Here is a 21495-nt window from a genome sequence, read left to right on the forward strand (position 1 = left end):
TTACAGGCTATTTGATTCGCTCATTCACTCATTCGCTCATTCAGTTTCGCCTTCATCTTCCGGAGCGGGCGGGATTTCTAAACCGGCGAAGAGTTTATCCATTTTGTCGGCGTATTCGGCCGTATCGTCCATAAAGAAATTAAGCTCGGGCACAATGCGCAGTTGGTGACGAACGCGCTCACCCAGGTGCTGGCGGATGGTTTTTCCTTTCTCCTGAATGCTTTCCAACAGCATCTCTTTATTCTTCGTCGCCAGGAAGCTCAAGTAGACACGAGCGACACTCAAATCCGGCGAAACCCGCACACTGGTAACGGTGATGAACGCGCCGTTGAAGAGGTGCGGTACTTCCCGCTGAAAAATCTCGCTTAAATCTTTCTGCAATTGCCGGGCTACTTTCTGCTGTCGTTTCGATTCCATAATACTATAGCTAGGTAGTATGCTGAACGGTTGAGCGGTTGAATAGTTTACGTTCACCGGAGCGCCCGAACGGTTGATCCGTCATCAACCCATCAACTGCTTACCTCGCTACCTTTTTGCAAATATCCGCAGGTTTTTCCGTTCTGCCGAAATTGACTGTAATTTCGCAGGGCAGTACGTTACGGCGCAGCCGGACGGGTGGCTGATCCGGCCGTTCCAGCGCCAGCTCATGTATTGACTAACTGACTGATTACCGCTTTGTTAAGTTTCTTTCGCTCCTACTTTCCGTATCAATACGTTAGCCTGTTAGGACTGCTCTTCTTAATTCGGCTTCCGCTGCTGCTGCATCCGTTCCCGCTGCTTGTTCCCGAATTGAACTGGATGCTGGTGGGTGAGCAATTGAATCAGGGCGATTTATTATACCGTGACCTCTGGGACAGCATCAGCCCGCTTTCGGCCGTGGTGTACTGGGGAATCGACGCGTTGTTCGGCCGTTCGCCCATCGCGCTGCACGGAGCCGCCACGCTGGTATCTGTTCTCCAGATTGTGTATTTCAACTACGTAACCAATAACCGCGATGTTTATCCCGATCGTTCGTTTTGGCCGGGGCTGATTTACATGCTGTTTCTGCATCTTTCGTTCGATTGCCTGACCTTATCTCCGGTGTTAATGTCGACGAGCTTTCTGCTGCTGGCCTTCGGCACGCTGATCCGGCAAATGGAACGACGGGGTGCTACCGACGAAGTGTTTGAAGTGGGCTTTTACATTGGCATTGCCGCCCTGTTCTACCTGCCTTCGGCCTTGTTCATACTTTGGGCTACCCTGTCGCTCCTGTTCTTCACGGGGGCTACGTTCCGGCAGCACTCGCTGTCGCTGTTTGGCTTTCTGTTTCCGGTTGCGGCCACCGTCTTTTTTTATTACCTCAGCGATAGTCTGGACGATTTTAACCGGAATCTGCTCTCGTCGGTCTTTCGCGTACGGCAGTACTCTTTGTCTGATTTCCAATCCTTGTTTGCTTCATTGCTGATTCCCATCGGTCTCGGCATTCTGGGTTTTCTGAGCCTGTTTAACGCCACGAGCCGGTACGTAAATTTTCAGCAGCGCGTTCAGCAAATCATGATGATCTGGTTCGTTATTGCGTTTCTGAGCATTGGTCTGATGCCATTCCTGGCCCCGATGTCGTTTTTAAGTTTTGTGCCGCCCATGGCCTATTTCGCCGTGTATTATTTTGAAAATATCCGGAAAGCCTGGATGCGGGAGATAAGTTTCACGATTGCCTTCGGGTTGATGCTGCTTTTGTTTTACCAGGGAGCGCTCGGGCTTATTCCAGGAGCCGAACTGGGTCGCCTGAGTAGTTTGCAGGTGCGCCCTTCCCCCCTGCCCGCCAACATCCAGAATCAGCACGTACTCGTCATTGGCGAAGACATCAGTGCCTACCGCCATAACCAGCCCGCTACGCCCTATCTGAACTGGGACCTGGCCAAGTATGATTTAAAGAATCTAGACAATTACGAAGCGGTTATCAACGTGTTTGACCATTTCCGGCAGGACCCGCCCGACTACATTATCGACCACGAGGACGTAGTAGAAAAACTGTTTCAGCGGGCACCTGCCCTGGCGGCTCAGTACGAAAAAATGCCAACCGCAGGGGTATACAAACGAAAGTGATCGACGATTTCGGATTTATGATTTATTTTGGAAGAAATCGTAAATCTTACCTCCCCCATGCCCTCCTATTCGTTTACAAACAAGCGTACGAATCTTTACATCTTTCTGAGCGCCGTGTTTCTGACTAACGCGCTGGTTGCCGAAATCATTGGCGTTAAAATCTTTTCGGGCGAAGCATTGCTTGGCACAAATCCAGCTCAAATTCACTTACTCGGCGATTTCGTGCTCGATTTCAACCTGACAGCGGGGGCGGTCATCTGGCCATTTGTGTTCGTTACGTCCGATATCATCAACGAATATTTTGGCAAGGCGGGCGTTCGGCGTATTTCGTTCCTGACCGCCGGGTTTGTTGGCTATAGCTTCCTGATTATTTATGCCGTTACTACGTTGCCGCCCGCGCAATTCTGGCTGGACGTAAATGCTAAAGATGCCGCGGGCAACTCGGTCAACATCGACAACGCTTTTCAGATGATTTTCCGGCAGGGGCTGGGTATCATCATCGGTTCGTTGACGGCGTTCCTGATCGGGCAGATTCTGGATGCGTCCGTGTTTCAGTACCTGCGCAAGATTACCGGCAGCCAAAAAATCTGGCTCCGGGCAACGGGGTCGACTCTTATTTCGCAATTGGTCGACTCGTTTGTGGTGTTGGGGATTGCCTTTTACGTGTTTGGCAACTGGTCACTGGCCCAGGTGATCGCCGTCGGAATTATCAACTATCTGTATAAAGCTACCACGGCCGTTCTGCTTACGCCCCTGCTCTACGTAGCCCACTATTTCATTGACCGGTATTTAGGCAAAGAACACGCCGAAGAACTGGCCAACGAATCGGCCATGAGCAGCTTTATGTAGATCAATTCATTGACAGTACGGAAAAGCCCTTCTTCGTTGCGGAGAGGGGCTTTCGTCACAGTGAACTGCTTCTGCGCCAGTTATCCAGCAGAACGGCGGTTGCAATGCCTACATTCAACGACTCGGCCTCGCCATAGCGCGGAATCGTCACCCGCTGCGTTACGCAGGCAGCAACCTCCGCCCGAATACCGTTCGACTCATTTCCCATCACCAGATACCCAGCCGGTTTGAACGGCAGCGTATGCACATCGTCCCCATCCAGAAACGCACCATACACGGGTTGGTTAACCCCCGCCGTCAGCAACTGAACAATATCGCCATACCACCAGGCAACCCGGGTAAACGATCCCTTACTGGCCGAAATCACTTTGGGATTATACACGTCAGCCGTCGTTTCCGAACACAGAATTTTGCGGATGCCGTACCAGTCGGCGATCCGCAAAATGGTACCCAGGTTACCAGGGTCCCGGATATCGTCTAAAATCAGGGCAATTTCACCAGCTTCGGCCAATAGTGGACGATTTTCTTTCGTTCTGACCACAGCCAGGGCTGCGTTGTTGCTTTCGAGGGTACCGATACGTTCGAGTTCGGTTACCGACGCGATTTCAACGGGCATTGGTTGGCGGTCTGTCAGCTTCGCGTTTTCTTTGTAAAACGCTTCAGTCGCAACAAGCAACTCGACCTCAAAGTCGGATTGCAGTACCTCCTGTACGCTCTTGGCCCCTTCGACCAGGAACGTGCGGTGTTGCTGACGATATTTTTTCTGGTGCAGCGACTGAATGTATTTGATTTGATTTTTGGAGAGCATGAAGTGGAGTTGCGATTTACGGATGGTTCCGCTCCGACGTTTACTACGTCGAAGTGTCAGTTACGCCTGCCAGAATATGAACAGGTGGTTAGCCTGTTCACCAGACGCTATCATTCGGAACGCGTATGTTATTGTATATCTGCTTGTTGTATCGGGTTGTGTCACAACGAAGAATCTTCGGACGAACGAGTATATTCTTACGTCGCAGCAAGTTCGGGGCAATCGGACCATCACCGACGAGGAACTCGAAAGTCTGATTCCGCAAAAGCCGAATCGGCGGGTGCTGGGTTTGCCCATTACGCCCCCCCTCTGGTTTTATCAGTTAGGTCAGCGTCGCTACAACCGGGAGGCCGCCATCCGCGAGTTAGAGGCCAAAACTAACGAATTTGAGCAGCAAAGTCAGCAGTTTGCCGAGCAGCCGCAGGTACTTAAACAATTGAACCGCCGATACGGCCGCGAACTTAAACGCTTGCGCCAACGGGCCGAAGAAGGCAACTGGGTCATGCGTAACCTGGGCGAACCCCCGTCGTACTTCGCCGAGAAAGACGCCCAGACGAATGCCGCGAAGATGCAGAAGTATCTGTTCGACAAAGGTTTTTTTAACGCCCGAACCCGGTATAGGCTCGATACGCTACGAAAACGGCAAATTCGGGTCAACTACGTTATCAACGAAAACGCGGGCTATTACCTGCGGAACATTACATACGAAATTACTGACCCGCGTGTCGACTCGATTGTCCGGCAATCGCTGCCGAAGTCGGTGCTTCGTTCGGGCGATCGCTTCGATTTTGAGAACCTGTCGGCCGAAAAAGTCAGAATCGAATCCTTGCTCCGCGACCAGGGGTATTACGCCTTTTCGCGTCAATATATACGAGCCACCGATGTCGACACCATCCGGCGTGGCGCTGATCAGTATATTTCTACGGATACCTTACGTCGCAGCGCGAACGTATTTATTCAAATTATTAATCCACCGGGACTGGCGGCCCACCCGATTTACCGGATCGGCGATATTCAGGTACGGATCAGCCCGGACGAAACGCAGCCGGTTGCAGCCTCCTTCGGCCTGGATACGGTTAGCCGGAACGGTGTGTTGTATCTGCTCGGAGGCCGAAACATATCGGCTCGTTTGCTGGATGGCAAGATCCTGTTACGTCCCGGCGAGTTATACAACCAGTCCCACTATCGCGATACGCAACGGCAGCTATTCCTGCTGAATCAGTTCAAATTCGTGAATGTCAATTTTACAGATACGACGAACCGACAGTTGAAGACGCTGATTACGGCGACGCCCTTAGACCGGTACGAAGCAACCGCCGAAGGGGGCGTTACAGGCCTGCTTTATCAGGGACAGGGCTATCCGGGCGGGTTCGGCAGCCTGATTTTTCGGGTTCGAAATTTTTTCGGAGGCCTCGAGACCTTCGAAACATCAGTACGGTATGGGTTAGAAGCGCAGACCGGCTTCCTGACGAATACAACAACGAATAAAACTGTTTATTCATCCCAGGAGCTTGGCGTAAGCAGTTCGCTGACGTTTCCGCAGATTTTATTTCCGGGGCGCTTCCGGTTTTCATTCAACCCGTATAATCCCCGAACGCAGATCAGTTTAAGTTTTAACAATACGTTCCGGCCCGACTTCCGGCGCTCCCTGCTCCGGGCAACGATGGCTTACAACTGGCAGCCATCGCTCACGAAACAGTTTAGTTTTTTCATTGCCGACATCAACTTAATTAATGCCGCAGCGGGTACGAACAAAGAGATCAGCGATTTGTTCCAGGAAAATCTTGCTACGTTAACGAGGCAGGGCAACACGGTCGGCCTTAGCTTTCGTCGTTCGTTTGCCTCAGGAATCAGCTTTGCCTATACCTATAATACTAATATCATCGGGCAAAACCGACGCGCTAATTTCTTACGCACCGTAGTCGAATCCGGGGGGACAACGCTCAATTTTTTCCCGGATGCCACCCTCCAGAAGTTTTTTAATACGTTAGATTCGACCCGGGGTCTACAGTATTATAAATACCTGCGCCTGAACGTTGATTTCCGTCATTACGTCCCTATTCGTGCGCATACTACGTTGGCATTTCGGCTTAATACGGGTGCCGTATTTGGTTACGGCTTCAACCGTACAGCTCCTTATGAAAAGCTTTTCTTCGCGGGCGGAAGCAACAGCATTCGGGCCTGGTTACCCCGGCGGTTAGGACCGGGATCGCAGTTACCACAGACATCGGCCGCAACTCCCAACCAGCCCGAAACGAACGAAAACGGCCAGTTTCTGTATACGTTTGAAAAACCCGGCGACCTACTGATCGAAGCCTCGGCAGAACTGCGTGGGCGTTTGTTTCATCTGGTGGCCGATGTGAACGGCGCGTTGTTTATCGACGCGGGGAACGTATGGACACTTCGGGATAATGCGGACCGTCCGGGAGCGGCTTTTAAATTTGATTCGTTTGTTCCGCAGATTGCCGTAGGCACGGGCGTGGGGTTGCGCCTTGACTTTTCGTTCTTCATTATCCGACTCGACGGTGGCATTAAGGTCTGGGACCCGGCCCGGCGTTATATCGATGGAGAAAACCGACTCGTCGACCAACGATTCATTCTGCCCAAATTCTCTCTTCGCCAGCTCTCCAGCGGCCCTAACCCGTTGATTATCAACTTCGGTATTGGATACCCCTTTTAACGAAACAGCAAGGCACCCCTTGCGATCTTAACAGAATTTAACGGGCTTTATCTGCCAAAATGACAGCTTATTTAGGCTTTATTCCTAAATTTGTAAATCGTTTGGCAAGTTATTGATGATCAAGATTTGTGTAAGCTGCCAGGCATTCAACTGATTGACTGTTATGACGCTCATCCCCGAATTAAGCATATTACAACCTGAAGATAAAGAAGCCATTGAACTGCCGCGTACCTCCGAAGACGAGGTAGCGGTAGGTAAGAAGCGGCTGTATATCGAGAGTTACGGTTGCCAGATGAACTTTGCCGACAGCGAGATTGTGGCAGCCGTAATGCGGAATGCAGGCTTTGCCACTACGTCCTCGGCTGATGAAGCCGACCTGATTTTTCTGAATACCTGCGCCATTCGCGACAATGCCGAGCAGAAGGTTCGTCACCGGCTAAAGCACCTCAACGCCTTAAAACGGCAAAAGCCGGAGTTGCTCGTTGGCATGCTCGGCTGCATGGCTGAACGCCTGAAAACGAAATTACTGGAAGAAGAAAAAGTCGTTGATATTGTCGCAGGCCCTGACGCTTACCGCGACATTCCGAAACTGGTTGAGGAAGCCGAATCTGGTCAGAAAGCTGTGAACGTATTTCTGTCGCGGGAAGAAACCTACGCCGACATTTCGCCGATCCGTTTAAACTCAAACGGCGTAACGGCCTTTGTTTCGATCATGCGCGGCTGCGACAACATGTGCTCATTCTGTGTGGTGCCCTTCACGCGGGGCCGCGAACGTAGCCGCGACCCGCACAGCATTGTCCGCGAAGCCCAGGATCTGTTTGACCGAGGGTATCGTGAAGTGACCTTGCTTGGTCAGAACGTCGACTCGTACAAGTGGCCGGACAAAGAAGATGCGCAGGCAACAACCTTCGCTGATCTGCTCGAGATGGTAGCCCAGATTCACCCCGATCTTCGCGTTCGCTTCTCTACGTCGCATCCGAAAGATATTACCGACGAGGTACTGCACACGATGGCCCGTTACGGTAACATCTGCAACTACATCCACCTGCCCGCTCAAAGCGGAAACAGTCGGGTCCTGAAACTGATGAACCGGACTTACGACCGGGATTGGTACATCGGCAAAATTGACCGCATCCGTGAGATTCTGGGTGAAGACTGCGGTATTTCCACGGATATGATTTCGGGCTTTTGCACCGAAACTGAAGAAGAGCACCAGGAATCGCTTTCGCTGATGGACTACGTCCGGTATGATTATGCGTACATGTTTGCGTATTCTGAACGGCCCGGTACATTAGCGGCAAAAAAATACGCCGATGACATTCCGGAGGAGGTAAAAAAACGGAGGCTTAACGAAATTATAGCTAAGCAGTTATCCCACTCGGCAGAGCGCAACCAGCGCCATATCGGCCAGGTGCAGGGCGTATTAATTGAAGGCGAATCGAAACGTTCGGCGGACTTCCTGTGCGGGCGCAACGACCAGAACAAGATGGTTGTGTTCCCTAAAGGGAATCACCAGAAAGGTCAGTACGTAAACGTGCTGGTTACAGAATGTACATCAGCTACCCTGCGCGGTGAAATAATATAGTTGTTGGTCATCAGTGATAGGGATAGTAGCTATCACTGATGACCAGCGTCCAATGACCAATGACTTAATGAACAATCAGGAAATACAATCCGTTAAACAGCGCTTCGGTATAATCGGTAACGCCCCTGCCCTCAACTACGCCATCAACGTAGCCATGCAGGTCTCGGCGACCGATTTAACGGTGCTGATTACGGGCGAAAGCGGCAGCGGTAAAGAATCGTTTTCTAAAATTATTCACAGCTTAAGTGCCCGCAAACACGGCCAGTTCATCGCCATCAACTGCGGGGCCATTCCCGAAGGAACGATTGATTCAGAATTATTTGGTCACGAAAAAGGCTCATTTACCGGGGCTGTTGACTCGCGCAAAGGTTACTTTGAAACGACCAATGGCGGTACGATTTTCTTAGATGAAATCGGCGAGATGCCCCTCGGCACTCAGGCTCGTTTGCTACGCGTTCTGGAGAACGGCGAATTCATTCGCGTCGGCTCATCGAAAACGCAGAAAACCGACGTGCGCGTGGTTGCGGCCACCAATGTCAACCTGCTGGATGCGGTCGAAAAAGGTAAGTTTCGGGAGGATTTGTATTACCGGCTGAACACCGTACCAATCTATGTTCCACCCCTGCGTGAACGCGGTACGGACATCGAGCTGCTATTCCGGAAGTTTACGACTGATTTTGCCGAGCGCTACCGGATCAAGCCGTTGCAGCTGACCGAAGGGGCAAACCAGCTACTTATCAACTACCCGTTTCCCGGCAACATCCGGCAACTGAAAAACATTGCGGAGCAGGTGTCCATTCTGGAGTCGGAGCAGAACAAACCCCTCGAAGCCGACATATTAGGTAAATACCTACCCCAGTCTCAGCATCCCAACCGAGCCTTAGCCTTATTCCCGCACGCGGCTGGTGGTGCGAACACCGACAACTTTTCAGAGCGTGAACTGCTGTACAAAGTCCTGTTCGATATGCGCCGGGACGTAAACGAGCTGAAGAAACTGGTCAGGGACGTACTGGGTAATGAACTGGACGGGCGTCAGATTTTACATAATCACCGCGATCTGTTCGACTCGATTCCATCGGATGGCGAAGGTGGTACTGATGGCAGTATGAGCCGCTACCTTCCGGCCGTTAACGGAGCGCCCCGCTCCGATACTCCACCTTCCGAAACGTATAACAGTCACCCGCCCGTTCAAATCTTCGACGACGTAGACGGCGACATCAACGACGTAACGGTCGAAGACGTTACCCACGAAACCGAAGAAGATGATTCGCTTTCGCTCGAACGGCAGGAAAAAGAAATGATCCTGAAAGCGCTCCGACGGAATAATAACAAACGGAAATACGCAGCACAGGCACTTGGCATCTCGGAGCGAACGTTATATCGGAAGATTAAACAGTATGAAATTGACGAAGAGTGAGTTAACCGGTAAAGGCGTTCGATGGAGCCGCCTGCTGGTATTCGTGTTCCTTAGTATCAACGCTGCGGTATTTATTTCCTCCTGTGGCGTGTATTCATTCACTGGTACTACGTTATCGCCGGATATAAAATCGGTAACGGTAAACAATTTTGTTTTGGCAACGGCGGGCGGCCCGGCAAACCTGCCCCTTACGTTCAACGAAAAGCTAAAAGAATACTACCAGCGATACACCAACCTGAAAGTCTTACCCGCCAATGGCGACATGGTGCTGGAAGGCAACATCACGGGTTACGACCTGCTGGCCGTAGCGCCAACGGCCCAGGATCAGGCCGGTGTGAACCGACTACAAATCACCGTACTGGCTCGCTTTTATAACAATAAGGACGAAAGCAAAAATTTTGAGCAGTCGTTTTCTTTCTACCAGGACTTCCCGCAGAATCAAACGCTGAGCCAGAACGAGAGCCGACTGGTGCCCAAAATCCTGGATCAGATCGTGCTTGACATTTTCAACAAAACGGCGGCTGACTGGTAAAAGATTTACCTCGTCCGCTATGCGAATTACCGCGCAAAGACGTACTTTCGCATGGTTGCTGAGCAAACGCATCCGCGTTTCCGATTTAGAGTACATAACCCGTAAAGCAATACCTTCCCTCCGTGCTGGCCCTCGATAAAGAAACCTTTTCCTACTGGGTAACCCATCCGGACGATCTTACGGCAACTGATTTTATTCAGTTGCAGGAAAGTCTGGCGCAGTATCCCTACTGTCAGCCGCTTTATACGCTAACGGCAAAAGCGGCTTCTGTGCACCATCGGAGTCAGACGGTTACGTATATACGACAGGCGGCAGCACATGCCTTGAGCCGCAACGCGTTACGTAAGCTGATCGACAACGAATTTCAGTGGTCGGAGAATCTGCTCACCAGGTTGAATGAGCTATCAGCTAAACACGTACCGATTCCGGAAGATTACCAGCAGGAGAGCTACGCCTTTTTTAAATCGAAAGCTGGATTAAGCACGAGTTTTCCCAAATTAGCCCTGCTGCGGCTACCCGAGCGGTCGGAGCCAGACTCAACGACAACCGTACCGACTCCGGAGGACATGACGCTGGCCGAAACCAACCTCCAGAATGAACTGGTGCAGATTGCCGAAGCGGTTCCTGCTCCGCCTACGTTATCGGCAACCGACCTGGAACGCCAGCGCCAACTGGACCTGATTGATAACTTTATTAAGAAAGAACCCCGTATCTCTCCGGTACGTAACAAACTTGGCGAACCCGTTGACCAGGAAGACTTAACGAAACGCGCAAAGCCGGTTGGCAGCGGTTTCGTAACGGAGAGCTTTGCCAAGATATTAGAGAAACAAGGCAAATTCGATAAAGCCCGCGAAATATACGAGAAGCTGATAGTTAAAAATCCAGAGAAAAACGCGTACTTTGCGGCAAAAATCAGTGAATTGGAGAAAGGTCAGGGTATACCTAAGCAGTAGTTTGTCAATCTCCAAACCTGACAGACATTAACCGAACATTTAGAAACTCTTTACATGATAACGGCAATTATTGTCCTCATTTGCATTCTCACCGTCTTATTGATTCTGATTGTGCTCATTCAAAACTCAAAAGGCGGAGGATTAGCTGGCGAATTCGGCGGCCTCGGTTCGAACCAGCTGATGGGGGTTAAGAAAACAACGGATTTACTTGAGCAGATTACCTGGGGCCTCGGTATTGGCGTTATGGTTCTGTCGCTGGCGTCTTACATTATGGTCGATCGTAACACGACCGCTGGTATCAACAGCGTTAACGTCGACCGGGCACAAACCCAAACGCTGCCAGGCGCAGCGGCTCCAACTCCGGCACCAAGTGCCGCTACCGGCGCAGCGCCAAGTCAGGCCGCTCCGGGTGCTCAAACACCGGGCGCTTCTACATCGGCCTTGACGCCCCAGAAGTAAGCACGATACGTTTTTCAGCAAACGCAAAAAGCCGACTATAAAGTCGGCTTTTTGCGTTTGTATCAGAACTTAGGACACGGCCTGCGCCAATAACTGCTGAGCGATTGGCAACAATGTTTCCTGCACAGGATACGTCTGTTGGCTTTCGAGCATAAACGTTGCCGGATTAGGCAGGTGACGGTACCGCCGGATCAGATCGAGCTTCATGTTTTCGAACGTATTGGCTACTCCTTTCTGGATGGCTTCCACGTACCGCAGCTTCACCACACGGCCGCCTGGCTCCTGCTCCGAATATAGTGTCAGGCAGAAATAATAAACCTGCGTTTCATTATGACTGGTAGCGTGTAGCAGCAGGTATCCTTCTTTCGGTCGCAACGGCATAAGGCCGATCGGTGCCAGCGTCAGCGATCCGGCAATATCCGCCCAGCGTTGCTGCCCCTCCGTAAGCATAGCCTGGAATCGGGGTAATGCGAAGTTCATAATTTCGTCAACTTCTGCCATGAATTCATCGTCTGTTACCTCGGATTTATACTCAATACGTGGGGGCGGTCCGGTTACACCACTTATCCGCTTGGGAAACGCGGCATTTAACGTACCTTTGCCCCTCGAAAAACGAACGCCAGCGTCGTAGTGGGTACGAAGTTCGGGCAAATCAGGGCAAAGTTTGTCATGATCAAAATTTTGCCGGACGGCCTGCAAGTATGCCATCACGACATATCTCTGGTATTCGGCATCAAGCCAATTTTGCGTAAACCAATCAGACTGCAATTTTTTCATAGACTCTAAAAACAGCGCTCTGTCAGCGTTTGATAGTCTTAAACTAATCAATTTAAGCGGAGTTGCCAAATGTTATTCAGTGAAACTATGCATTCTCCCGAATAAACTCTAACAAAACACGGAGTGGCAGACTGTCAGTACGTATCCTGAAATTTTGACAGTTTTCCGGATTGGCACAGTAATTGGCAAGCCGAATGTGTCGTGTAATTTTAGTACACAAATAAATAGTAACCTTAATCAACTCATTATCATGGTAGCAGAAACGGAAAGCGTTAAAGTGAACGTGAAACCGCTGGCTGACCGGGTGCTGGTAGAAGCAGCTCCGGCCGAAGAAAAAACCTCGTTCGGGATCATCATCCCTGACACGGCAAAAGAAAAACCCCAGCGCGGTACGGTCGTGGCCGTTGGTGCAGGCAAGAAAGATGAGCCGCTAACCGTACAGGTTGGCGATACAGTACTCTATGGCAAATATGCTGGTACGGAAATCACCGTTGATGGCAAAGAGTATCTCATCATGCGCGAATCTGACATCTTCGCGATTATCTAATTTTCATTGCTCACACTACGTAAGCAAACGTTTTTTGTAATCCAAAACGATTAAAAGTACAATGGCTAAGAAAATTTTCTTCGATACCGAAGCGCGTGAGCGTATCAAGAAGGGTGTCGATACCCTGGCAGATGCCGTAAAAGTAACCCTGGGTCCTAAAGGTCGGAACGTAATTCTTGACAAAAAATTCGGCTCGCCAGCTATCACCAAAGATGGTGTGACGGTCGCTAAAGAAATTGAACTGAAGGACGCCATGGAAAACATGGGTGCTCAGTTGGTGAAAGAGGTAGCGTCGAAAACGGCTGATTCAGCTGGTGACGGTACCACAACTGCAACCGTTCTGGCGCAGGCGATCTACTCGATCGGCGCGAAGAACGTAGCGGCTGGTGCAAACCCAATGGACCTGAAACGGGGTATTGATAAAGCCGTTCTGGCTGTAACGGCTAATTTGTCGGAACAGGCACAAACGGTTGGTGACGATTTTGGTAAAATCGCGCAGGTAGCTACTATCTCGGCTAACCACGACGAAGAAATCGGTACCATGATTGCCGAAGCCATGAAGAAAGTGGGCAAAGAAGGCGTTATCACGGTAGAAGAAGCGCGCGGTACCGAAACGGAAGTAAAAACCGTTGAAGGTATGCAGTTTGACCGGGGTTACCTCTCTCCTTATTTCGTAACGAATACCGAGAAAATGGAAGCTGAACTGGATCGTCCGTTCATCCTGATCTCGGAAAAGAAAGTTTCGTCGATGAAAGAACTGCTTCCAGTTCTGGAGCAGGTTGCCCAAACCGGCCGTCCGCTGCTGATCATCGCTGAAGATGTTGACGGTGAAGCTTTGGCTACGCTGGTTGTAAACAAAATTCGGGGTGCGCTGAAAGTTGCCGCCGTGAAGGCTCCGGGCTTTGGTGATCGCCGGAAAGCGATGCTGGAAGATATCGCCATCTTGACCGGTGGTCAGGTGATCAGCGAAGAGCGCGGCTTCAAACTGGAAAACGCATCGATCGACTATCTGGGTCAGTGCGAGAAAATCCTGATCGATAAAGACAACACGACCATCGTTAACGGTGTTGGTCAGAAAGAAGACATCACCGGTCGCGTTAACCAGATCAAAGCTCAGATCGAGAACACGACGTCAGATTACGACCGCGAGAAATTGCAGGAGCGTCTGGCCAAACTGTCGGGTGGTGTGGCTATCCTCTACATCGGTGCTGCTACCGAAGTAGAAATGAAAGAAAAGAAAGACCGTGTTGACGATGCGCTGCACGCAACCCGCGCTGCCGTTGAAGAAGGTATCGTAACCGGTGGTGGTATCGCCCTGATCCGCGCTATCCCAGCTCTTGACGGCGTTAACTCGATCAACGAAGACGAGAAAACCGGTATCAACATCATCCGTCAGGCGCTCGAATCACCACTACGCACGATCGTAGCCAACGCCGGTGGCGAAGGTTCGGTTGTTGTGAACAAGGTGAAAGATGGCCAGGGTGGTTTCGGCTACAACGCGAAGAACGATACGTTCGAAGATCTGTTCGCAGCTGGTATCATTGACCCGAAAAAAGTAACCCGTCTTGCTCTTGAGAATGCAGCATCGATCGCTGGCTTACTGCTGACGACCGAGTGCGTAATCGCTGACGAACCAGAGGAAACTCCGGCTGGTGCTGGCGCTGGTATGCACGGCGGTGGCGGCATGGGCGGCATGATGTAATCATCGCTTATCCTATACAAAGCGCCCCTGTTCGAAAGAATGGGGGCGCTTTTTGCGTTTACAGAAATTCACTTCGATAGAAGCAATCGCAGCATGAAATACGCTCTTTCTAATGAAGCCTTTTATGAGTTCTGCCAGCGCATTGCTGACTGTCGGTTTGAGCGTGACACGAAGAAGTAAGCATCCCCTCTAATATAGGCGGCAAGACCGGCAGGCTTACTTTTAGACTGTCCGGTATATTCATTCTAAAGCCGGAAGAAACAGAGAGATGTTTGGTTCGCTAATGTGTCCCAGCTCCTGGATGGCAGCACACCGCACCTTATGTAGACTAAGGACGTACGGGTTGGCTTTACAATGTCGCTGAACTGGCTGTTGAGCAGACGTACTGGCTAGTTCGCGGGGCTATGTCGTAACGAATGCCACCAGCAGCAATGGGCATAAAAAAAGCCCTCTTAGGGCTGCGCTTAGCAGAAAGTATGGAAAACAAAAAAGCCAAGCGAGATACTCTCTTGGCTTTCTGATTTACTCAACGTTATGAAAAACTTTTCTTTTCGACACAATTATAAAACAAAAATAATAAAGATTGATTCTTTTTCCTAAAATAATTTTTTGTAAATTCTTTACAGTCCTGTTTATCAACACATTAAACATTTATTTGAAGGATAGCTTTGCAATATTTTTAAGTAGATATACTTACTCAAGCACCTCTCAAGTCCCTACATATATACTAGATTACTGTCATTAATTTTGGGCAAAACTAAGTAAAGAGCAAACCGTCCCTAATTGTGACAATTCGGTCGGCCAGGGCAGCTAAGGCTTCATTGTGCGTTACAATAATAAACGTTTGACCGAGTTCGCTTCGAAGTCGAAAAAACAACTGGTGGAGTTCCTCGGCGTTACGCGAATCCAGGTTACCACTGGGTTCATCAGCAAATACGATAGCCGGTTCATTGATTAAGGCTCGGGCAACGGCTGTCCGTTGCTGCTCACCACCCGACATTTGGGAAGGCAAGTGGCTCATGCGGTCACGCAGGCCAAGCATAGAAAGCAGTGATTGGGCCCGTTCCCGAACGGCCTTTTCGTCCTTACCGGCGATAAATCCGGGCAGACAAACATTCTCGAGCGCTGTGAATTCGGGGAGTAAGTTATTGAACTGAAAAACAAAGCCGATACGCTCATTCCGGAAACGAGCTAACTGCCGGTCGTTTAACGTAAAAACGTTCTGCCCGGTAATGTGCAGTTCGCCCGAATCGGGCCGATCAAGCGTGCCCAGAATTTGGAGCAGCGTGGTTTTACCAGCACCCGATGCACCGACAATTGATACTACTTCGCCTGATTCAATGGTTAAATTTATTCCTTTAAGAACCGGCAGTTCACCGTAGTTTCGATGCAGATCTGTAGTTTGCAGCAGGGGCATTTCTGAGATTGGTGAGTGATAAACGATAAACGATAAAGACTACGAACGATGGCACAACCGACATCAGTTTGTTATTTATCGTTCATCATTCATCATTTCGTACTAATTTGCCGCCAAAAATACGATTTCCAACTCTCCTTGTTGCAGTTGTCATGAATATACACGAGTATCAGGGTAAAGAAATTCTGAAAAAATACGGCGTACGGATTCAGGAAGGCATTGTTGCCGAATCGCCCGAAAAAGCCGTCGAAGCTGCCAAGCAGATCATGGCGCAGTCCGGTTCAAAGTTTGTCGTCGTCAAATCGCAGATCCATGCGGGCGGACGGGGTAAAGGAAAAATTGTCGGCTCTGAGCAGCGGGGTGTCGCCCTGGCCAAATCTGTCGACGATGTACGTGACATCGCTAAAAATCTGATTGGTAACGTACTCGTGACCCACCAAACCGGCCCCGAAGGCAAAAAGGTAAATAAGGTGCTGGTTGCTCAGGACGTGTTCTACCCCGGCGCATCGGAGCCGAAAGAAATGTACATCAGTATCCTGCTCGATCGTACGAAGGCTTGTAACGTCATCATGGCCAGCACCGAAGGCGGTATGGACATTGAAGAAGTGGCCGAAAAAACGCCCGAAAAAATCATAAAAGAATGGATCGACCCAGCGGTCGGCTTGCAGCCTTTCCAGGCTCGTAAAGTAGCATTCGGCCTGGGACTTGAAGGGGAAGCCTTCAAAGAAATGGTGAAATTCGTTACATCGCTGTATAAAGCATACGTTGACACGGATGCTTCCATGTTCGAAATCAATCCAGTTTTAAAAACCTCGGACAACAAAATCCTGGCGGTCGATGCTAAAGTGAACCTGGATGATAACGCCTTGTATCGTCACCCGGATTTAGCCAACCTGCGTGATATTTCGGAAGAAGACCCTCTCGAAGTGGAAGCCAGTGCCAATGACCTCAACTACGTAAAGCTTGACGGCAACGTAGGCTGTATGGTAAACGGTGCGGGTCTGGCGATGGCGACTATGGACATTATCAAACTGTCGGGTGGCGAGCCAGCCAACTTCCTCGATGTTGGGGGCGGAGCGAACGCCAAAACGGTTGAAGCGGGCTTCCGGATCATCCTGAAAGATCCAAACGTAAAAGCCATCCTGATCAACATTTTTGGTGGTATTGTGCGTTGCGACCGCGTCGCTACAGGTGTCGTTGAAGCCTACAAAGCCATTGGCGACATCAACATACCGATCATCGTTCGTCTGCAGGGCACAAACGCCGAAGAAGGTGCCCGCATCATCGACGAATCGGGGCTGAAAGTATATTCAGCCGTGTTACTGAAAGAAGCCGCCGAGAAAGTAGAACAAGTGCTGAAAGAAGTCGCGTAACGCGTTTCCTACAATACAAAAGCCGGGGTATGTGCCCCGGCTTTTTGCGTTTACGCTTGCTGTCGCATTAACTATTCCGGCGGTTGTAATACTTCATCGCATCGGGAAGTAATTTCTGCAAGTCGCTGATACGGCGTTGGTCAGAGGGGTGATCCGATAAAAACTCAGCGGGTGCCTTTCCAGCGCTGGCTTTAGCCATGCGCGACCAGAAATCAATTGCTTCCTGCGGATTGTACCCAGCCATTGCCATGAAAATCAGCCCCAGGTGATCCGCTTCTGACTCCTGACTCCGGCTATGAGGCAGGGCACGTCCAACCTGGTAAGCAGCGGGAAGACCAGCACCAACCGCCTGCATCAACAAGGCTCTAGTCGTTGAACTTTGCTGTGCCCTTGATCCTAAATACGCCTGCCCTACCTGCATTAAGCCATTGGCCACCAAACTTTCGCTCATGCGCTCGTTCCCGTGTTCGGCAATCGCGTGCGAAACTTCGTGGCCCATTACGGTAGCCAGCCCCGCTTCGTTCTGTGTATAAGGCAATATGCCCGAGTACACTACGATCTTACCACCAGGCATACACCAGGCGTTAACCTCCGGGCTTTGCACCAGATTATATTCCCAGTTAAACCCTTCTAACCGACTACTGAGGTTGTTCGAGTTCAGGTATTGTTCAACAGCCTGGCGAATGCGGGTTCCTACGCGCCGAACCATTTCGGCGTCACCCGTGCGCACAACTCGACTGGTATCAATAAACTGCTTGTACTGCTGACTACTCAGGGCCAGCATCTGATCATTGGGCACAAGCAGCAATTGCCGGCGGCCCGTTAGCGGCACCCGAGCGCAGGCGGTCACTAAACCGACTAGTACCAGCATACCATATAATGCCTTTCTCATCTTTTTGTGTTTTTGTTGAATGGTTTCTTCTGACGATATATGACCCCTAAGAGGTCTGATTTGTTCAGATTATTTCCGAACGGGCGCGGTCAGCCCCTCTTTAGTGATTAGATTTGTGGCCTTTCGAATAGTTTAAAAGGTCAGTCTATTCTCACTCAATATAGTCGTTACGTCATTTGCGCTATAGATAGACCAGATGAGACGCTGCTGACACCTACTAACTTTTACCGCATGAAACTTATCTGCGTTGGCCGCAATTACGTCGAACACATAAAAGAGCTTAACAACGAACAGCCCGACGATCCGGTTATTTTCATGAAACCTGAAACGGCCATTCCACTGAGAAACGAGCCGTTTTTTTACCCAAGCTTTTCGACCGATGTGCACCACGAAGTTGAAATTCTGGTGAAGATCAATCGGGTTGGCAAAAATATCGACGAAAAATTCGCGCATAAATATTACGACGAGATCGGGGTCGGGATTGACTTTACGGCCCGTGATGTTCAGAGTAGGTTGAAAGCAAAAGGTCTGCCCTGGGAGCTGGCCAAAGGGTTTAATGGCTCGGCTCCTGTTTCAGGTTTCGTACCTAAGACGGACTTCCCGGACCTGCAAAATCTGAACTTCCGGCTCGACGTAAACGGTGAGACCCGCCAGCAGGGCAACACCAGTCTGATGCTCTTCAAAATTGATTATCTGATCTCATTTGTATCCAGATACTTCCTGCTGCAGCAGGGCGACATTCTCTTTACGGGCACGCCGAAAGGGGTTGGCCCTGTACAGATCGGCGACCGCCTGACAGCTTATATTGAAGATCAGCCGATGCTCACGTTTGACGTAAAATGAAGGTTTCTTTTCTGCCTGTGAAACGGCTTCTGATTTATCAGGCGCTTGGCGTATTGTTTGGTCTCAGCGTAGCCGTGGGCCAGACCATGCCCAATCTGCCTAAAGCGTCGGCTAACCTGCTGATTCAACCGAACGTTGGCTATTTCATGTTTCCCATTATGCCGGGCGCTACCAATTCGCTGTCGGGTGGACTGGGCGATCTGCGCGCGAACCATTTTCACGCGGGTCTGGACATCCGGACCGGTGGGCGCGAAGGGCTTGATGTCCATGCGGCTGCTGATGGATACGTATCACGCATCGCTGTTTTTACCGGCGGCTACGGGAATGTTATTTTTATTAAACACCCCAACGGTCTGACAACCGTTTATGGTCACCTCAAAGCCCTCAAAGACACCCTCGGCACCTACCTTCGTGAGCAGCAGTACGAGAAGAAAACGTTTGAGATAGATCTTCGTCCGGCCCCGAATCAGTTTCCGGTAAAAAAAGGAGACGTAGTGGCGGCTTCGGGTAATACCGGCGGTTCGGGTGGTCCGCACCTGCATTTTGAAGTGCGCGATGCCAACGACAACCTCATCAATCCGCTCTTATACGGCTTTTCCGAACTTCAGGATGACGTACCGCCGTATTTCGAGCGAATTGCTTTAAAGACGATGACCCCCACATCGCGCGTCAACGGCGAGTACCAGCGAGCAAGTTACGTTCCGGTCAGGCGGGCCGATGGCTCATATGTCATTACGCAACCCATTACAGCCTCAGGTCTGATCGGTCTGGAGGTGCTCGGTTACGACAAAACCAGCGGGTCACCGTATCGAAACGGCATCAGCTGTCTGGAAATCCGGCTCGATGGTCGGGAAGTGTTCGCCTACAATATGAACAGCTTTCCCAACGAGCTGACCCGCTTCATGAACGTCCACGAAAACTACGAAGTGGAGCAGACGACCGGCCAGCGTTACCACCGGGCGTATATTGCCGATGGGAACGTATTAAATCTGTACAAGCTGCCGAGTAACGCAGCCTACCGGGGGCGACTGCCGTTGCTCGATGGCAAACCACATGAAGTTACCCTGACTCTCTTCGATGCGTATGATCACGCGGCCCGGCTCACCTTTACGATCCTGCCCGAGCTGCCGCAAGCCGACGGGTTACGTAGCGATTCGATAGCGGCCAATGATCAGTATGTCGATGAAGCCCCTGAGGAATCCGTTAAAGCTCTACCTACGGCGACCATCACGACCGATGAAAACGTCCTGAAGCTAACGGTTCGGAATGTCTCGCTAACGAACCCACCCATGGCCAAACTGTACTCAGGCCGAACGTTTGTTGAGCAACCGATTAGCTACGTACGTAACAACCAAGCGGTTTATCTCATAGATTTGCGCCAGACATTGCCGGATTCGGTACAGTTCGGGCGCGGTGTGGTCCGTACAAATTTCAAGAAACGCATCGTACCGGGCCGGAGCGAAGTGTTTGTAGACGGGAACACACGGCTTGAATTTGGCCCCAGAACGCTGTTCGATACGTTACATCTGGCCATGCGGCCGGTGCCTGGGGGCGGTTTGGAAATCAATCAGCCGACAATTCCGATTAACGATTACCTGACGGTGCAGTATAAACCCAACTATCCGATTGCAATCGATACGATGCGAACAAAAGCGTACTGGACGAGTGGTGGACGCGAGAGTTTTCTGGGTGGCACCTGGAACAAAGGGCAGATTGAGTTCAAGACACGATCGCTGGGCAGGTTTCAGTTGCTAACGGATGTCAACCCGCCGACCGTTGAGATTCTGTCGGCGACACCCGCCGGTATCTCAGCCCGCATTCGTGACGATCTGTCGGGGATTGCGCAGTTCCGGGCTTTGGTCAACGGCGAGTGGGTATTGATGCAATATGATTATAAGCGTGCGCTGCTCTGGTCGGATAAGCTTGACCCTGAGCAACCGTTTGAAGCCGGGGACGAAGTGATTGTACAGGTGAAAGACCGGTCAGGCAATATTGGCTCAGATACAACAACCATTGCTGAACCACGGCCCGTTGTGCGAAAGACCAGTCCCAAACGCCGGAAAAGAAGATAACGAGAGCGCCTTAACGTTTACCTGAAACCTGAATACCCTTAACCGATTAACTCTATGAGTCTATCCATTGGCGATGCAGCCCCTGACGTTAGCAGCACCGATCAGCATGGCCATCCCATCAGCCTGTCTGATTATCGGGGCAAAAAGGTCTTGCTGTATTTTTACCCCAAAGACGATACGTCAGGCTGCACAGCTCAGGCGTGTAGCTTACGGGATAATTACGCCGAACTCAGGGCCGCCGGTTACGAAGTGCTCGGCGTAAGCATCGATAACCAAACCTCACACCAGAAGTTTATCAAGAAACACGATCTACCGTTTGCGCTCATTGCGGATACAGACAAGCAGCTTGTAGAAGCTTATGGCGTATGGCAGGAAAAAGCGATGTATGGCCGCAAGTACATGGGTACAGTTCGAACCACATTTTTAATTGATGAAAACGGGGTAATTACCGACATTATCGGTAAAGTGGATACCAAGAAACACGCAGAACAAATTTTAAAATAA

General features: G+C 50.6%; 19 protein-coding genes. 14 read left to right on the forward strand and 5 right to left on the reverse strand.

Annotated elements, in window-relative coordinates; all coding sequences use genetic code 11:
• Positions 1-36: 36 nt before the first annotated feature.
• Positions 37-417 (reverse strand): 30S ribosome-binding factor RbfA, encoded by a 381-nt coding sequence (gene rbfA / locus ACYVBJ_RS23445; RefSeq protein ID WP_460984726.1) that lies wholly within the window; start codon positions 415-417, stop codon positions 37-39.
• Positions 418-675: 258 nt separating this feature from the next.
• Here rbfA and ACYVBJ_RS23450 point away from each other — a divergent pair, with 258 nt between their 5' ends.
• The gene (locus ACYVBJ_RS23450; protein WP_460984727.1) at positions 676-2085 is read left to right on the forward strand and encodes a hypothetical protein; all 1410 of its coding nucleotides are present in this window, start codon (positions 676-678) and stop codon (positions 2083-2085) included.
• Positions 2086-2142: 57 nt separating this feature from the next.
• Positions 2143-2934: a queuosine precursor transporter gene (locus tag ACYVBJ_RS23455; protein ID WP_460984728.1), complete on the forward strand. Its 792-nt coding sequence runs from the start codon at positions 2143-2145 to the stop codon at positions 2932-2934.
• A 55-nt stretch (positions 2935-2989) separates the two neighbouring features.
• On the opposite strand, the gene ACYVBJ_RS23460 is transcribed toward ACYVBJ_RS23455, so the two are convergent.
• Positions 2990-3742, reverse strand: a complete 753-nt coding sequence (locus tag ACYVBJ_RS23460) for a TrmH family RNA methyltransferase (RefSeq protein ID WP_460984729.1) — start codon at positions 3740-3742, stop codon at positions 2990-2992.
• A gap of 76 nt (positions 3743-3818) precedes the next feature.
• Between ACYVBJ_RS23460 and tamL the strand changes: the two genes are divergently transcribed.
• The 6 genes from tamL (at position 3819) to secG (ending at position 11368) form a co-directional block, all read left to right on the forward strand.
• Positions 3819-6422 (forward strand): translocation and assembly module lipoprotein TamL, encoded by a 2604-nt coding sequence (gene tamL, locus ACYVBJ_RS23465; protein ID WP_460984730.1) that lies wholly within the window; start codon positions 3819-3821, stop codon positions 6420-6422.
• A gap of 163 nt (positions 6423-6585) precedes the next feature.
• Positions 6586-8007 carry a tRNA (N6-isopentenyl adenosine(37)-C2)-methylthiotransferase MiaB gene (gene miaB, locus ACYVBJ_RS23470; RefSeq protein ID WP_460984731.1) on the forward strand — a complete coding sequence of 474 codons (1422 nt, stop codon included), beginning with the start codon at positions 6586-6588 and terminating at the stop codon, positions 8005-8007.
• Positions 8008-8074: 67 nt separating this feature from the next.
• Positions 8075-9424 carry a sigma-54 interaction domain-containing protein gene (locus ACYVBJ_RS23475; protein WP_460985268.1) on the forward strand — a complete coding sequence of 450 codons (1350 nt, stop codon included), beginning with the start codon at positions 8075-8077 and terminating at the stop codon, positions 9422-9424.
• Positions 9405-9956, forward strand: a complete 552-nt coding sequence (lptE, locus tag ACYVBJ_RS23480; protein ID WP_460984732.1) for an LPS assembly lipoprotein LptE — start codon at positions 9405-9407, stop codon at positions 9954-9956. The genes ACYVBJ_RS23475 and lptE overlap by 20 nt, the downstream gene beginning before the upstream one ends.
• A gap of 122 nt (positions 9957-10078) precedes the next feature.
• Entirely contained in the window at positions 10079-10909 is an 831-nt protein-coding gene (locus ACYVBJ_RS23485) for a hypothetical protein (protein WP_460984733.1), read from the forward strand.
• A gap of 54 nt (positions 10910-10963) precedes the next feature.
• Positions 10964-11368: a preprotein translocase subunit SecG gene (gene secG, locus ACYVBJ_RS23490; protein ID WP_460984734.1), complete on the forward strand. Its 405-nt coding sequence runs from the start codon at positions 10964-10966 to the stop codon at positions 11366-11368.
• 69 nt (positions 11369-11437) lie between these two features.
• Here secG and ACYVBJ_RS23495 read toward each other — a convergent pair whose 3' ends face one another.
• Complete coding sequence (locus tag ACYVBJ_RS23495; RefSeq protein WP_460984735.1) at positions 11438-12145, reverse strand: hypothetical protein; 708 nt, start codon at positions 12143-12145, stop codon at positions 11438-11440.
• Positions 12146-12395: 250 nt separating this feature from the next.
• On the opposite strand from ACYVBJ_RS23495, the gene ACYVBJ_RS23500 reads away from it, so the two are divergent.
• Positions 12396-12692 carry a co-chaperone GroES gene (locus ACYVBJ_RS23500; RefSeq protein WP_460975352.1) on the forward strand — a complete coding sequence of 99 codons (297 nt, stop codon included), beginning with the start codon at positions 12396-12398 and terminating at the stop codon, positions 12690-12692.
• A gap of 61 nt (positions 12693-12753) precedes the next feature.
• Positions 12754-14394 (forward strand): chaperonin GroEL, encoded by a 1641-nt coding sequence (gene groL / locus ACYVBJ_RS23505; RefSeq protein WP_460984736.1) that lies wholly within the window; start codon positions 12754-12756, stop codon positions 14392-14394.
• Between the two features lie 757 nt (positions 14395-15151).
• Here the strand turns inward: groL and ACYVBJ_RS23510 are convergent.
• Positions 15152-15811 carry an ABC transporter ATP-binding protein gene (locus tag ACYVBJ_RS23510; RefSeq protein WP_460984737.1) on the reverse strand — a complete coding sequence of 220 codons (660 nt, stop codon included), beginning with the start codon at positions 15809-15811 and terminating at the stop codon, positions 15152-15154.
• Between the two features lie 152 nt (positions 15812-15963).
• Here ACYVBJ_RS23510 and sucC point away from each other — a divergent pair, with 152 nt between their 5' ends.
• Positions 15964-17184 (forward strand): ADP-forming succinate--CoA ligase subunit beta, encoded by a 1221-nt coding sequence (gene sucC / locus ACYVBJ_RS23515; protein WP_460984738.1) that lies wholly within the window; start codon positions 15964-15966, stop codon positions 17182-17184.
• A 67-nt stretch (positions 17185-17251) separates the two neighbouring features.
• Here sucC and ACYVBJ_RS23520 read toward each other — a convergent pair whose 3' ends face one another.
• Entirely contained in the window at positions 17252-18076 is an 825-nt protein-coding gene (locus ACYVBJ_RS23520; RefSeq protein WP_460984739.1) for a M48 family metallopeptidase, read from the reverse strand.
• 231 nt (positions 18077-18307) lie between these two features.
• On the opposite strand from ACYVBJ_RS23520, the gene ACYVBJ_RS23525 reads away from it, so the two are divergent.
• The 3 genes from ACYVBJ_RS23525 (at position 18308) to bcp (ending at position 21495) form a co-directional block, all read left to right on the forward strand.
• Positions 18308-18919, forward strand: coding sequence for a fumarylacetoacetate hydrolase family protein (locus ACYVBJ_RS23525; RefSeq protein ID WP_460984740.1), 612 nt, complete (start codon positions 18308-18310; stop codon positions 18917-18919).
• A gap of 86 nt (positions 18920-19005) precedes the next feature.
• Entirely contained in the window at positions 19006-20991 is a 1986-nt protein-coding gene (locus ACYVBJ_RS23530; protein WP_460985269.1) for a M23 family metallopeptidase, read from the forward strand.
• Positions 20992-21045: 54 nt separating this feature from the next.
• Positions 21046-21495 (forward strand): thioredoxin-dependent thiol peroxidase, encoded by a 450-nt coding sequence (gene bcp, locus ACYVBJ_RS23535; RefSeq protein WP_460984741.1) that lies wholly within the window; start codon positions 21046-21048, stop codon positions 21493-21495.

It is taken from the genome of Spirosoma fluminis, assembly GCF_054778895.1.

Bases quoted from the DNA above. Each gene is read 5' to 3' on its own strand.
- sucC (WP_460984738.1), top strand. From the start codon at position 15,964: ATGAATATACACGAGTATCAGGGTAAAGAAATTCTGAAAAAATACGGC.
- ACYVBJ_RS23455 (WP_460984728.1), top strand. From the start codon at position 2,143: ATGCCCTCCTATTCGTTTACAAACAAGCGTACGAATCTTTACATCTTT.
- ACYVBJ_RS23475 (WP_460985268.1), top strand. From the start codon at position 8,075: ATGAACAATCAGGAAATACAATCCGTTAAACAGCGCTTCGGTATAATC.
- ACYVBJ_RS23510 (WP_460984737.1), bottom strand. From the start codon at position 15,811: ATGCCCCTGCTGCAAACTACAGATCTGCATCGAAACTACGGTGAACTG.
- bcp (WP_460984741.1), top strand. From the start codon at position 21,046: ATGAGTCTATCCATTGGCGATGCAGCCCCTGACGTTAGCAGCACCGAT.
- ACYVBJ_RS23530 (WP_460985269.1), top strand. From the start codon at position 19,006: ATGCCCAATCTGCCTAAAGCGTCGGCTAACCTGCTGATTCAACCGAAC.
- secG (WP_460984734.1), top strand. From the start codon at position 10,964: ATGATAACGGCAATTATTGTCCTCATTTGCATTCTCACCGTCTTATTG.
- rbfA (WP_460984726.1), bottom strand. From the start codon at position 417: ATGGAATCGAAACGACAGCAGAAAGTAGCCCGGCAATTGCAGAAAGAT.
- lptE (WP_460984732.1), top strand. From the start codon at position 9,405: ATGAAATTGACGAAGAGTGAGTTAACCGGTAAAGGCGTTCGATGGAGC.
- ACYVBJ_RS23520 (WP_460984739.1), bottom strand. From the start codon at position 18,076: ATGAGAAAGGCATTATATGGTATGCTGGTACTAGTCGGTTTAGTGACC.
- ACYVBJ_RS23525 (WP_460984740.1), top strand. From the start codon at position 18,308: ATGAAACTTATCTGCGTTGGCCGCAATTACGTCGAACACATAAAAGAG.
- miaB (WP_460984731.1), top strand. From the start codon at position 6,586: ATGACGCTCATCCCCGAATTAAGCATATTACAACCTGAAGATAAAGAA.
- ACYVBJ_RS23495 (WP_460984735.1), bottom strand. From the start codon at position 12,145: ATGAAAAAATTGCAGTCTGATTGGTTTACGCAAAATTGGCTTGATGCC.
- groL (WP_460984736.1), top strand. From the start codon at position 12,754: ATGGCTAAGAAAATTTTCTTCGATACCGAAGCGCGTGAGCGTATCAAG.
- ACYVBJ_RS23460 (WP_460984729.1), bottom strand. From the start codon at position 3,742: ATGCTCTCCAAAAATCAAATCAAATACATTCAGTCGCTGCACCAGAAA.
- ACYVBJ_RS23500 (WP_460975352.1), top strand. From the start codon at position 12,396: ATGGTAGCAGAAACGGAAAGCGTTAAAGTGAACGTGAAACCGCTGGCT.
- tamL (WP_460984730.1), top strand. From the start codon at position 3,819: ATGAACAGGTGGTTAGCCTGTTCACCAGACGCTATCATTCGGAACGCG.